The organism is Paenibacillus sp. 2TAB19 (assembly GCF_052115185.1).
GTDB lineage: Bacteria > Bacillota > Bacilli > Paenibacillales > Paenibacillaceae > Pristimantibacillus.
Genome location: NZ_JBFRGE010000003.1, coordinates 22,932 through 37,201, shown reverse-complemented (window position 1 = coordinate 37,201; position 14,270 = coordinate 22,932). Strand labels below are relative to the sequence as shown.

The window sequence follows — 14,270 nt, the reverse complement described above, 5'->3', positions numbered from 1 at the left end:
TTTAGGGGAGAGTGTGTTCAGAATGTCAGCTAATGCTGTTACGGCGCCCGCGGGAGGGCTTCTGCGCAACAAGTTTTACCAAACGATTTTACTGTCCAACGTATTGCTTCAAATCGGCATTTGGGTGCGGAATTTTGCGATTTTGTTTTACGTGACGGACCAGACGGATAACGATCCGTTCGCGGTTGGATTAATGGGGTTCGTCGAGTTTTTGCCGATCTTCGTCTTTTCGTTTATCGGGGGAACCTTCGCGGATAAATGGAAGCCTCGGCTTACGATGATATGGTGCGACTTTTTGTCCGCGATATCGGTATTTGTTGTTCTCATTACGTTGTTGTACGGCTCGTGGCATATGGTATATTTCGCAACGTTCGTATCGGCCATATTGTCGCAATTCTCGCAGCCATCGGCGATGAAGCTGTTCAAGCAGCATATCGCGCCCGAGCAGCTGCAGCAGGCAATGGCCATGTTCCAGACGCTGATTGCCATATTCATGGTGCTGGGACCGTCGCTCGGCGTCGTTACGTACCAAAACTTCGGCATTGAAGTTTCGATCGGCGTCATGGGCGTCGCCTTCCTCTTGTCGGCGCTTGTTTTATACCGCATTCCTCGGGACCAAGACATTGTAAGAGCGGAGAACGAGGCTCGCGGCAAGCTGTGGAACGATATGAAGGCCGGAATGAAATACGTGTGGAACAGTCCGGTCCTGAAATCGCTCGGCGGTACGTTCGCGCTGGCAGGCATCGCAGTCGGCATTTCGCAGACGTTAGGGTTGTTCGTCGTTATCGAGCGATTAGGCCAACCAAAAGATTTTCTGAAGTTCATGCTCATGGTGAACGGAGTCGCGATGCTGATCGGCGGCGGCGCCGTCATGGTATTAGCGAAAAAGATATCGCCGCAGAAGCTCCTGGCGCTCGGCATCCTGCTTAGCTCCATCTGCATGATCGGAATGGGCATATCGACAAGCGTCCCGCTTTCGCTCACGCTGCAATTCATTAACGGTCTGGGATTCCCTTGCATTCAGATCGGCATCAGTACGATGATCTTGCAGTGGTCCGAAGAATCTTATGTAGGCCGGGTTAACGGCGTTCTCAGCCCGATGTTCATGGGGATGATGGTTCTTATGACKCTGGTAGCCGGCAAGCTGAAGGAGATTCTCCCGCTCATAGGCATCTATTCGGTTGCAGGCACTCTCATGTTCCTAGGGATGCTGCTGCTCATTCCTTTATTTAAGCATAAGCCGCTGCATGTATTGACAGACAATTCCAATTAAAGTAATATCGGATTAGATAAAGCAGTACGATTAAACGAAGAATAGCGAAGCACGCTTATTCCCTCGGTTGAGGGAGAGGCGTGCTTTTTTGTGTTTGATGTCGATTTTTGCGAGAGCGAAGGAAGGAGTTAGTTGGCATGAGGAAGAAATGGTATAAAGTTCCTTTATCTAGATTAGTTTTATGTCTTATTATTGCGGTGACATTGCTGCACCCAAGCAGAGGCGTTCTGTCTGCTGCGGAAGAAGAGGTTGTCATTACGAAAACCTATGAGCTGCTTGAGAATGCGGCTTATATTTTATTTGAGCTGGAAGGTTACGATGGAAGCTTCAGCTCGTCGATGACGATGCCGAACGGAAAAGTAATAAACAGCGCCAAGAGTACGAAGAAGTTGGATTCTACAGATGCTGTTTATTGGACGAATGCCTACTCCGTAAAGTCGGCTTTAAAGGGCAGCTATGTATTTACGATTTATGCGCCGAAGCGGTCGTATTACAACCTTTTGATCGACTTGCCGCTTTTCTCGGATACTCCGAATCATTGGGCTCGGGCAGCGATTGATGCTTTCGTCGAGAAAGGAATTGCATCGGGTTATGGCAACGGAAGATTTGGCCCGAATGATCCGGTTACGGGTGAAGCGATTTTGAAAATGCTGGTGCTATCGCTTACGGAAGAGATGCCGAACGGGCAGCGGCAATGGTTGAAGTCTTTCCGCTGGCGAGTGACGGATCAAGAGGTTAGCAAGGAGTTAAGTTTCATGGAATTCAACTTTGCTTCTGTCGGCGGTGCGGAGCACTGGTCCGATCCATACAGAATGGCAGCGAACGTTCTTGGCGTTATAACGAATTGGACAGATCAAGACTTAGCGTTGCCATTTAAGCGGAAAGATGCAGCGCTGCTCGCAGCGAATGTGATTAGAATGGTCAAAACGGAAGAAGGGACTTCAAGCTTTACGGATTTGAAACAGCTCTCCGTAGATTATCTGAAAGCAATCGGACTTGTGAGCAATTACAGTATTTTTAATGGCTACCCCGATAGAACGTTTAAGCCGGAAAATCCGGTAACCAGAGCAGAGGCAGTCGCGATCTTAACGCGACTGATCGAATTTTTGAAGTAAACGAGGAGGAATAGGTATGGTCAGAAAGATTGTTAATTGGGTTATTGCATTGACGTTAATCGTTGGAGTAGGCTTCGTTGGTACGGATACTGCACTGAAAGCAGAGGCTGCTGAAGCAAAGCTCCCGTTTAAGGATATTGAGAAGCATTGGGCCAAAGATAATATTATTAGCGCGTATAACAGCGGTCTCGTCGACGGTTTCCCTGACGGCACATTCCGTCCGAATGATGTGGTGAAAGCAGATCAGTTTGTGGTCATGATGCTTAAGGCATTCTCGAAAACGACAGATGGGAAAACGGAGTTTGATGAAGAATGGATAATGGAGCTGGCTGACAAGCGACCGGATATTGCAATGAAACTTGGTTCCCTTGTCCGAAATGGTTTTGACTTCAAACCAGCAAAATCAGGCTATTGGGCAAAGCCATTTATTGATTTGCTCTACGAGATAGATTACTTGCCAACTTTCGATGAGATTTTCCCGAAAAACTACGAGGTGTATAAAAAACAAATAAAACGAGAACAAGCATCCTACCTTCTTGGTGAATGGTATACACAATACGATAATACGCTCGATCCTTATTACGCAGATTTCGTTACTACTCACAGCGGACTAAAAGACTTTAATACGTTTACGAATACATCGGTCAAAAACTATCGCGCTCATGTAATGTTAGCTGGGCTCATGGTTGGTTACCCGAATGGGAATTTCTATCCTCATCGCTTCGTAACCCGTGCCGAAGCACTTACGATGGTGCAACGACTGCGTGATGAAACGCTTCGTACGCCATACAAACCAGACCTTACTGGACAATATTACGCAGAGGTTAAAGGGAACATCTACCTCATAAGCGACAAGTTCAAATACGACATGTATAACAGCATTGTTGCTCTTGCTAAGAAGCACGTTACGAAAGGTTATATATCGCAAGAGGGTTTAGGTTTCGGAGTTTACGACAGTCAAGATACTGCTAAAAAAAATGATTTCCTTGTTCGCATAGGTGATCTAGAAAAGTTAGCTCCAAGGGATTTATCAGTAGGAGTCGCAGAAGGGACGTCGCAGCGAATGGGGGTAGCCTATCCGATTAATAAAAAAATGCCATATGCCGCTGCGTATTTTGATGCATTACTAGATTTGTTTGCTGGCAATAGCAAAGGGAAGGAATTAAAAACCAAATTAGCCGAATTGGAGATCTCACTAGGTTCTAAACCTGTTGAATTTACGTTCAATAACAGAAAGTTCGAACTGTATTCAGAGAAAAGTAATATTACACTGACCATGAAATACTAACATTTGAGAGTAGGTGCTCAATTGAAAAAAAGTAAGAGGATTTTTTCACTCGTACTTATCTTGTGCTTAATTGCTTCATATAGCACGTTAATAATCAATCCAGAGCAGACCAAAGCTGCTGCAACAGCTACACCTGAATATATCAATGGTCAGAAAAATACCTGCAAATATAATCCTGATCTGAATGTAGATGGTCCTATTCCAACCGAAATTAAACCATGTAATAAAGATAATTTCAAGTTCAATTCTAAGTATTATCATCAACAATGGGCTGTTTATAGTTCATCCAGTGGCAACACACCAGTAAGTAATAGTGGACAAATGAAATTTATTATCTACGGAAATCCAAAGGTAGTTCGGGATACAGTACAGTCATTTACTAAGGGGTGGCAGCCTGGGGATTTCGGCACCGTAAGAAAAAATGAAGGCCATTTTTACGGTGAAGACACAGATACAGGGGATATGGCTTGGGGGGAATATCGGTTCTTAGGCTATACACAAGATGGATCTCTTTATTCGAATAACTGGCTCGTTCGAGATGATTCTACGAGCACGAAGGTAGCAGATAAACATTGGATTTACCAACCCTGGCTTAATTTGCCCTCAAGCTACAAATATAAACCAGCAAGTCCAGGTTATGTTTATGAAAATCGTGATGGTTTTTATGAAAGTGTCATGTTAGATAAATTTCTGCAAGTCCGAAACAATATAAATCGCTCAATCGACTTCAAGATTTATAAAGGTGTGTCTTACTCCAATCGTTATGAAGTCTTGCCTAGGAATGAAAGTAACAACGACCCACGCAACTACTTCGCCATCGAACAAAATCCAACGACAAGAGAAGCTGGAGTGGGGAGGTTGTTCCATTTCAGCTGGGATACGGACTCCGTTTGGTATCAGTCATTTCCAATGGAGAAACTTGATCCGCTAGAAAAACTGCCCTCAGCAGCAGCCTGCAAAGTAGAATCGTTAAACGGCGAGCCTATCCCGCTTGGGAAAGAGCGGACGGTGAAGGTGCAGGTGAAAATTACCGGGACGCTTGATGACGCGACGAAAATCGGGGACCTCCAGTACGAAACGATATACTATACGCGGAAGGATATCGCATTTTGGCATTTATCTGTGATGGATCAGAATGGTCAAGAGCTTAAGCTTGCTTCATCCAATAAAAATAGCGGAGTCGTGACGAAGGATAACACGGCCAGCGGGATCGTAACGATGACCATCGATACGGACAAGCTTATTAAGACAAATCCGGATGAGTGGATATACGGCACAAATAACAATAATGATCTTAACGCCAAAGCTACGGTTTACTACAATAATCATACATCAGCGAATCCGTCTAGTGTGGAGAAAGGCTGCCACTTCAATCTGAAGTTCAAGCCAACGACCGGACCGATGCTTTCAGATTTTAGTGTTGCGCCGCAAATCCAATTCGTTAATAAATCTGCTTTCCTGCAATCTCAAATCATGTATAAAGATATGTCTTACGGTAAGGATGTAGATTACTATACGTTTGAGATTAAGAATATTGAAGACGGCACGAAAGTGACAAGGACATTCAATCCTGCTATTCCAGAAGTGAAGTCTCCCAATACGGGTTACTTGGATCAAGCCGCAGTGACAAAGTTTTTGTATGATTTCATTGCTGCTAAGTTTCCGAACGAACTGGTTGAAGAAGCTCCAGTCTATCAATCGTTTCAAATCACACAGACGATTGTCGACAAGAATCAGACAAACAACAATAGCTCTATTGCAGTGAAAAATATTAATGTTAGTCAGTTGCCTACTTCAGACCCAATAATAATTGGATGCCCTGCTATGACGCCTGAGACTGATACCGGTCCTGCTCCGCCTCAGTACATTATGCCGAATGTGGAATTTGCCTTTGACTGGTACGATGTTGTGCCAATGCCTGTAACAGAGAAAGATCCTGATTATATCCCTCATAAACCGTGCGATGAAGCTGCAAAGTATGCCGACTTCACCAAACGGGTATTTGTCGCGGGTGCAGAGGTGGATTCTAAAGCTTTTTTTCGAGGTGAATATGTGTTTGGCGAGGAGCAGATTGGTCTGGTGAAGGTGGACATAACGTTCACAGCACCCGATGGAACGGAATCCATCTTTCGCCGCCATGTAGTTGTGCATGAGACGAAGCCCCGTGTTTCCATAGCGCTTGAGGGGTTGTTCAAAGAAAACAGGACGATGAAAGCCTATGACCGATCGAAGGAGAGCAACGACCAATGGACAGAGAAGCAAGCGCCGCTCACCATCACATCTTTTAGTTTTGTTGACTCCTTAGATCCTAATCTGAAATGCCGGACAGGTTATTGCGAGATCAATCTTAGCGAAAAGATGTACATGTACAAATCGATTGGTAATTACCAGCTCAGCATAGCGGCCAAACGCGTCATAGTTCATAATGGCAAAACCTATACGCGCTACAGTGATCCATATATCGTCGATTACGAAATACTTGAAGATCATAAGCCAGCCATTATTGCGCATGCTTATGGCGATCAAATCAGCCGACTGGAGCAACTGCAGCTTAACTATCAAGTTGAGAGCACTGATGGCGACTACATCGCAGAGAAAAAGCTGCAGGTGTTCTTCGACTCCAAGAACCAAGGAGTTTTCGATACGAAGGTATTTGAGAGTACGGGAGATGTTACAGAGCTTCCTACGCTGGATAAGCTTGGACAATACGAGATCGTTGTGGAAGCGAAGGAAGGCACGAACGAGGAACGGTTAATGGAGTTTATTACAACTTCGGACGATAAAGCCAATACGTCAAGGTCACACTTTTTCATCGACAACTACGCTCCGGCATCCGACTTGTATATCGATGTTCCGACGGAGAAGCCGGACATGGACGTATTTTTCCTTCTCGATAAGAATCTGACCCAAGCATCAACGGACTACGTAAAAAACCAAAAGGTAGCGATCACGAACTCCTTCACGCTCAGCAATATGATGAGCAATATCGGCGTATGGGATATGAAGACCTATACCTACGATCAACCAGTCAGTACGTCAAAAGCGACAGGTGCGGCTTATCCGTCAACAACGATTAACTATACGACAAGCGGGGGATATTCCGGGACTCTGACTCGAACAAGCGTATCCAATTCTCCGTATAGCGTTGATGAGGGTGAGTATGTATCTGTAACAGACCATAAGACGGGTACGGGCTCTTGCAGTAATGATGTAATAACCTATTACGATGAAGACGGCAAAATGTCTAGCCAAACATCAAGGTCAACATGCCCTTCGACCCTGTCTTACAGCGATGGTAAATATTCTGGAACATTAAGTCRAACAGGTCAGTCGCCTAGCGGTTCTTGTCCATCCACCGGAGGTACGCCGAACGGATCATGCTCCAACACCTGGACAGCAAGTTATGCGGGTACGGTGTATTGGACACATAATGTTTGGGTACCTAATATGGTGTCAAAAAATAGTTATACCGGTTTTTACTCAGGTACGGTTTACAAGGATATTCGTCAGCCGTATGACGCTTCGTTCATGAGGGCCGTGCCGTTCAAATATGTAATCTATATATCGGATGGCAAAGTGTCTGAACTGACGGATCTGCAATATCTCATGAGCAGGCATAATGCGAAGTTAATCCTGGTTGGTAGCAGTGATATAGCGACTCAATTACAGCATGATAAGCATATTCTCAATAACAAGCCGATCGACCAGATGATCGATGACGTCATTGCTTATATAGCAGAAAATAACCCGCAAATACCGAAGGTGCTGAAGCTGCTTGGAGAACCGATCGAGACGGTGACGGCGACTTTTGATTACGAAGATGATCCGACTCCTGCCGATACCGATCTGCTGCAAATTACACAAGATCCGAATTATTACGATAATGCGATGGGATACGATTCATTCGCGGGCCAGCCGCTCATATCGGCGAAGCTTGGGAGCAATTGGAGATTATATCAATCGCAAGTGACGTTCCATAAACCTGGGAAGTACGTTTTCTATCGTAAAATCAAAGATTTGCCGACAACCGACCCGAACTTTTCCGGTTATGCTTACCATTCGAACGAAAGCGCAATCGAGGTGTACGTCCATCGTAAGCCGATTGCCGAAGTGACGCTGGATTTCGATTATCTCTCGGCATCGAATACGTATCGTACCACATGGGTCGATATGAGCTATGATCTGGATCATAACGTGACGAGAGCGGCTTCCGACCGAGGCATTCAAGATCGCACTGTTAAGTTCACGAATCAAGAAACAGGAGAAGTATTTACGAAGATACCTAATGAATTGTTGCCAGGCACCTATGTATTGGATTATGCAGCGCAAGACATCGAAGGTGTATGGAGTGATCCGATTCAGAGGACATTCGTGCTGCCGAGCACGGTTCCCGTCCAATTCAAAAGCAATCTGAAAACCGCTTACAGCGGATTCTCGCTAACGAGCATTCCGGCTAGCGAAGGCCTTGTTGCTTATGATCTATGGACGCGTTATCCGTACTCCATATCGCTTGCCATGTCGATGGGGACGCAGCTCTCCCGTAATGTTGCTTATTACACGGGTACGAAGTCGGTTAATGATATTAGCTGGGCAAATGAAAGCTTCACGATACCTGCAACAACGCCGGATGGAAACTATTCATTCGTTATTCGCGCCAACGGTTCTGTAGCTGGTTCGACAGCAGATCATACGTACAACGTCAGAGTGTTAACACCGATAGAATTAAACGGGCGCATAGATGCTGTTACTGGTGAACCAGCTGTGAATGATGTCAGTACGCTTGTCGTTAAGGATTCGTATCAGCTTATTGTGTCAACGACCAAATACCCGACAACTACAACGGTAACAGCGTTCAAAGGATCTTCATATCAGAAAACCATTACACTTACACCTGTCACTGCGAGCACACTTGGATATGGGCAGAAAAACTGGTCGGGAAGCCTTACAGTCGGCACGATGCCAAACGGTACGTATACGTTCGAATGGCGCTCCACAACTCCGAACGGCAATGTAGAGACGGTCGTAAAGACGGTTCAGGTCGTCAATAACCGACCGCCGACTGCGGATTTCGATTGGCTTCCGAAGCCTGTCTACGAAGGAGATACGGTACAATTCAAGTCAATTGTTGCAGATGCAGACGGTGATTCGTTGGCAGTATCGTACGAGTTAGTTAGTCCTAGAGGGACGAAAACCAACTACAGTTATACGTTAACCTCGCCATATCCCGCGACTGCGCCATTAATCCGAATGGTCGATGCAGGTTCGTGGACGGTGACGATGACAGTCAGCGATGGCAAAGCGCCGCCGGTCGTGACAGTCAAAACAGTAACCGTTCTTCCGTTAACGGTGAATGGCTCAGTGAAGCATACTGATCTGTGGAACGAGCATCGCCGCAATTCTAATGAGAAGGAGAGCGGTGATCCAGAGTCGCCTCGCGGATATAACGTATTCTGGGCGGGTGAGAAATTCCTGTTGGAGTCCGCTACCACGGTGACCGGAACGGCTACGAAAGCGGATCGTGTTGAAGTGATGATGGGTAAACATACGGTGTCCTTGTCCAAATTGAATGGAAGCGGGACTAGCTGGGGAGGGGAGCTATGGAATGAAGAGCTTGCGAAGCTTGACGATGGACCGCTGACCTTTACTTTTGTCGCTTACTACAATAATGGTACAACCAAATCAGTCACGGTTACCGTCATTATTGAAGGAGACATGATCGAAATTGTAGGCGTTCATCGAGTTCAGTAAAAGCATTTATATAAGATAAGGCTCGCTGCCGCAACGTAGCGGGCCTTATTGCCGTTTGTGAGAAATTTGAATGGATTTCTTACAGCCCAAAAAGCTAATTTACCCGAAGTTAGTTGTTTGATTGGATTTCATACAGCCTAAAGTAGCGAAAGTGGTGAAAAAGGTCTACAGCKGGGAATTAGATTGGAGGTTTTCCAGTCAAAAGCAGCTCTAACCCGAAAAGACGCTGTTTTGACTGGATAAATTCCATCCAAACGACAAAAGGTGAAAGTAAATACGATCGAAGAAGCCAGAGACAGGACTGCTGTGCTTGCAAGTCCTGTTCTGTTCTGTTCAGTTCAGTTCTGTCGCTTAGCACCTGCATGCCATTTAACTTTTAATTTTCGTGAAAAACTTGCTGATCGCGTAGTAAGCAGCTCCGCGAACCGCTGATTGGTCCTGCAGCTCCGCGAACAAAATAAGCAGCCTTTCTCGGTGGTAGGAGAGCGTTCTGCGGTCTACGGCAGCTTGTACGGATTGCTCCAGCCAAGTCTTCGCGCGGCTCATCCGATTGCCGATAATGACGACATCGGGGTTAAAGACATTGACGATGTTCGCGATTCCTGCCCCTAAATAATCCCCGATCGAGCTAATAAGCTCGCGCACCTGTTCGTTCCCTTCCTCCGCGGAGGTAAGAAGATCCTCTAAGCTGTCGAAGCCGAGCGAAGCAGCACGTTCCAATAGCGCATTCTCTGATGCGTAAAGCTCCCAGCAGCCTAGATTACCGCAGCTGCATGGCTTGCCGTTGTATTCAATAGATAGGTGGCCGAGCTCTCCCGAGAAACCTGAAGCTCCTTTATAAAGCTCCTTGTTCAAAATAATGCCCGTACCGATACCGATGCCCACGCTGACATAAATCTGATTGCGGATACCGCGGCCCGCGCCGTATTTCTGCTCGCCCTGCGCGCCGGCATTCGCTTCATTGTCTATCGTGACAGGCAGTTCGAAGCGCTCCTCTAGCAAGCGCTGCAGCTCGACTTGCCGCCACTTCAGGTTCGGCGCAAACAGAATGCTGCCATGATCGTCGACAATGCCCGGCACGCCTACGCCTATGCCAACAATACCGTAGGCACTCTCCGGCGCTTTCCCCATGAGTACCTCGATACAGCTTGCGAGCTGCTCCAGAGCAAAGTCGGAATCTTGCCGCTTCATGCGCCGTTGCAGCTCCGAGACGACATTGCCCTCCAAGTCGGAGAGAACCCCTCGAATATAGTTGACGCCAAGGTCGATGCCGACCGCATAGCCAGCTGTACCGTTGAACAGCAGCATGACCGGCTTCCGTCCGCCGCTTGATTCGCCCGGACCGATCTCGAGCACCAGATTGCTGTCAATCAAGTCTTGAACAAGACTCGAGACGGTTGCTTTGTTAAGTCCAGTCAGCTCCGATATTTGAGCCCGAGACAGCGGTGCGTGCTTGATTACGGCTTCGAGTACGATTGATGTATTYATTTTTTTGATTAACGCTAAGTCTCCGGTTGGTTTCTGTTTCAATCAAGTAAGCCTCCGTCCGCCTGACAATAACTTCTATTGTATCATGTGTGATGAAAAATCGAATATACAGCTTGCCTGAATCGCATACTGAATAGGGTGAAATTGAGAGCAAGCCAAGTTTTAATCATTTTAACACAAAAACTTAGTTTGTTTAATAGACAAACTAAGTTAAGGCGTGTTATCCTGTGAATAGAACGTTTTCAAAAAAATTATCGAATTTCGTGAAGGAGGATTTTGTTCTCAATGACTTATTTCAAAGGCATCGACACAATCCAGTTTGAAGGTAAAGGTTCGGACAATCCGCTAGCATTTAAACACTATGATCCTAAGCAAGTCATTCTCGGCAAAACAATGGAAGAGCACCTGCGCTTCGCAGTTGCTTACTGGCATACATTCAACGCTAACGGCACTGATCCATTCGGTAACGCAACAATGGTTCGCGGCTGGGATCAATACGACGGTCTTGACCGTTCCAAAGCTCGCGTAGAAGCTAACTTCGAATTCATGAACAAATTGAACATTCCTTTCTACGCGTTCCACGACGTAGACATCGCTCCTGAGGGCGCTACACTGCAAGAAACGAACAAAAACCTAGATGTTATCGTAGCTTTGCTGAAGGACAGCATGAAAGCTTCCGGCAAAAAGCTGCTTTGGAACACGGTTAACATGTTCTCGAACCCACGTTTCGTACACGGTGCAGGCACAACTTGCAACGCTGACGTATACGCATACGCTGGCGCTCAATTGAAAAAAGGTCTTGAAGTCGGTAAAGAGCTTGGCGCAGAAAACTATGTATTCTGGGGCGGCCGCGAAGGTTACGAGACGCTTCTTAACACGGACATGGGCTTCGAGCTTGACAACCTTGCTCGCTTGTACCACATGGCTATCGCTTATGCGAAAGAAATCGGCTTCGACGCGCAATTCCTGATCGAGCCTAAGCCTAAAGAGCCAACGAAGCACCAATACGACTTCGACGCGGCTACAACAATTGCATTCTTGCAAAAATACGGCTTGAAAGATCACTTCAAACTGAACCTAGAAGCTAACCATGCAACGCTTGCAGGTCACACGTTCGAGCACGAAATCCGCACAGCTGCAATCAACGGCATGCTTGGATCGCTTGACGCGAAYCAAGGCGACTTGCTGCTTGGCTGGGATACGGATGAGTTCCCGACTGACCTGTACTCCACGACGCTTACAATGTTCGAAGTGCTTAAAGCTGGCGGCATCGGCCGTGGCGGCGTTAACTTCGACGCGAAAGTACGTCGCGGTTCGTTCGAAGCGGAAGATCTGTTCTTGGCGCACATCGCAGGTATGGACAGCTTCGCTTGGGGCTTGAAAGCTGCTGCGAAACTAATCGACGAGAAAATTCTCGACAACATCGTAGACAACCGTTACCGCAGCTTCAAAGAAGGTATCGGCGCGGAGATCGTATCCGGCAAAGCGACGCTTGCATCGCTTGAGCAATACGCGCTTCAAAACAACCCGATCAAAAACGAGTCCGGACGCCAAGAGCGCATCCGCCTCATGCTTAGCGAAGTTATTTTCAGCGTATAAGCTGGGGAGGTTCTCTTACGAATGAGCTACGTTATCGGTATAGATCTAGGGACGAGCGCAGTTAAAGCGCTGCTCGTCGACAAGAACGGCACGGTAGCAGCGGAAGCATCCCGCAGCTACCCGCTGTTCCATGAACATTCCGGCTGGAGCGAACAGAAGCCGGATGACTGGGTTGATGCTACGATCGAGGCGCTGCGCGAGCTCGCCTCCTCCTCCAGCATCGACGAAACACAAATCGAAGGCATTAGCTTCTCCGGACAAATGCACGGCCTCGTGCTGCTGGACGGCGAGGGCAATCCGGTTCGCAACGCGATATTGTGGAACGATACGCGCACGACGGAGCAATGCCGTGAGATAGAGCGCACGCTTGGCGACAAGCTGCTCAGCATTACGCGCAACCCGGCGCTTGAAGGCTTCACGCTGCCGAAGATTCTATGGGTTCGTCAATACGAGCCGCAAGCCTTCGAGMAAGCGAAGCTGTTCCTGCTGCCGAAGGATTATGTACGCTATCGGTTGACGGGCGAGCTTCATATGGACTACTCCGACGCAGCGGGAACGCTTCTTCTTGATGTTGCCGGCAAGGAATGGAGTCTTGATGTTCTGGACGCATTCAATCTGCCTGCAAGCTTCTGCCCAGCGCTTATTGAGTCGCATGGCCTTGTAGGTGCGCTTCTACCGCAGGTTGCAGCTGCAACGGGTCTTACCGAGGCGACGAAAGTATTCGCAGGCGGCGCAGACAATGCTTGCGGCGCGATAGGATCAGGGATCCTGTCCGAAGGGCTTACGCTTTGCAGTATCGGTACGTCCGGCGTTATTCTTTCCTATGAAAACGACAAATCGAAAGACTTCGCAGGCAAGGTGCATTTCTTCAACCACGGCAAGCAAGACGCCTTCTACGCGATGGGCGTTACGCTGGCAGCAGGATACAGCCTGAGCTGGTTCAAGAAAACATTCGCGCCGAACGAATCATTCGATCAATTCCTTGAAGGCGTTGGCGACGTTCAGCCTGGCGCTGGCGGCCTGCTCTTCACGCCGTACCTTGTCGGCGAGCGGACGCCTCATGCGGACTCCGTCATTCGCGCCAGCTTCGTTGGCGTTGACGGTGCGCATGAGCGGAAGCATTTTGCCCGTGCGGTTATGGAAGGCATTACGTTCTCGCTTAACGAGTCTGTCGACATGTTCCGTAAAGCCGGCAAGACGGTCGATACGATTGTCTCGATCGGCGGCGGCGCGCAAAATCCGGTATGGCTGCAAATGCAAGCCGATATATTCGGAGCGACAGTCGTAGCGTTAGAGAACGAGCAAGGTCCGGGCCTTGGAGCGGCTATGCTCGCTGCATACGGATCTGGCTGGTTCGAAAGCTTGGAGGCATGCGCCGACAAGTTCGTGAAGCACGCGGATCGTTACGAGCCGCAGCCTGAAGCGGTCCAAACCTATGAAGGCATCTTCAAGGTGTACCAACAGGTGTATGCTCAGACACGCAGCTTGAACGAGGCATTGGCGCCTTACCGTACGAAATAACAAAATAGGTAGAAGATAGGGCAGCAGTCGAGATCGTCTCGGCTGCTGCTTCTTTTTGTGCTATTTTTCGACAAATGCTGAGAAAGAGTCATTTGATTTAAAGTTTTAAACTTTTATCCATAAGGATTGAGAAATCGTTATAAGGTCAAGGAAACTATGCCTCTAGTCCCCATTTCATAACCTGTATACGTCTTTGGTCTCATGATTATGTGAGCTATACTGACATAAAGGGTTTGTA

At 47.5% G+C, this 14,270-nt stretch carries 7 protein-coding genes and 1 pseudogene; 7 read left to right on the top strand and 1 reads right to left on the bottom strand.

What is annotated here, in order from left to right; all coding sequences use genetic code 11:
* The first annotated feature begins 22 nt into the window (after positions 1–22).
* From AB4Z33_RS01980 to AB4Z33_RS01960, 5 genes and pseudogenes are all read left to right on the top strand, one after another.
* Positions 23–1,273, top strand: coding sequence for an MFS transporter (locus tag AB4Z33_RS01980; RefSeq protein WP_442048277.1), 1,251 nt, complete (start codon positions 23–25; stop codon positions 1,271–1,273).
* A gap of 137 nt (positions 1,274–1,410) precedes the next feature.
* Positions 1,411–2,388, top strand: coding sequence for an S-layer homology domain-containing protein (locus tag AB4Z33_RS01975; RefSeq protein WP_442048276.1), 978 nt, complete (start codon positions 1,411–1,413; stop codon positions 2,386–2,388).
* Positions 2,389–2,404: 16 nt separating this feature from the next.
* A complete protein-coding gene (locus AB4Z33_RS01970; RefSeq protein ID WP_442048275.1) occupies positions 2,405–3,676 on the top strand; it encodes an S-layer homology domain-containing protein in 1,272 nt (423 codons plus the stop codon).
* A gap of 321 nt (positions 3,677–3,997) precedes the next feature.
* Positions 3,998–4,573: pseudogene (locus AB4Z33_RS01965) on the top strand (Athe_2463 domain-containing protein); the annotation flags it as partial.
* A gap of 12 nt (positions 4,574–4,585) precedes the next feature.
* The gene (locus tag AB4Z33_RS01960; protein ID WP_442048394.1) at positions 4,586–9,424 is read left to right on the top strand and encodes a hypothetical protein; all 4,839 of its coding nucleotides are present in this window, start codon (positions 4,586–4,588) and stop codon (positions 9,422–9,424) included.
* Positions 9,425–9,793: 369 nt separating this feature from the next.
* Here the strand turns inward: AB4Z33_RS01960 and AB4Z33_RS01955 are convergent, their stop codons facing one another.
* Entirely contained in the window at positions 9,794–10,954 is a 1,161-nt protein-coding gene (locus AB4Z33_RS01955) for an ROK family transcriptional regulator (protein WP_442048274.1), read from the bottom strand.
* Between the two features lie 243 nt (positions 10,955–11,197).
* Between AB4Z33_RS01955 and xylA the strand changes: the two genes are divergently transcribed.
* Together xylA and xylB are read left to right on the top strand one after the other, a co-directional pair.
* Positions 11,198–12,511 carry a xylose isomerase gene (gene xylA / locus AB4Z33_RS01950; protein WP_442048273.1) on the top strand — a complete coding sequence of 438 codons (1,314 nt, stop codon included), beginning with the start codon at positions 11,198–11,200 and terminating at the stop codon, positions 12,509–12,511.
* Between the two features lie 21 nt (positions 12,512–12,532).
* Positions 12,533–14,032, top strand: coding sequence for a xylulokinase (gene xylB / locus AB4Z33_RS01945; RefSeq protein ID WP_442048272.1), 1,500 nt, complete (start codon positions 12,533–12,535; stop codon positions 14,030–14,032).
* Positions 14,033–14,270 lie beyond the last annotated feature (238 nt).

Bases quoted from the DNA above. Each gene is read 5' to 3' on its own strand.
- AB4Z33_RS01975 (WP_442048276.1), top strand. From the start codon at position 1,411: ATGAGGAAGAAATGGTATAAAGTTCCTTTATCTAGATTAGTTTTATGT.
- AB4Z33_RS01970 (WP_442048275.1), top strand. From the start codon at position 2,405: ATGGTCAGAAAGATTGTTAATTGGGTTATTGCATTGACGTTAATCGTT.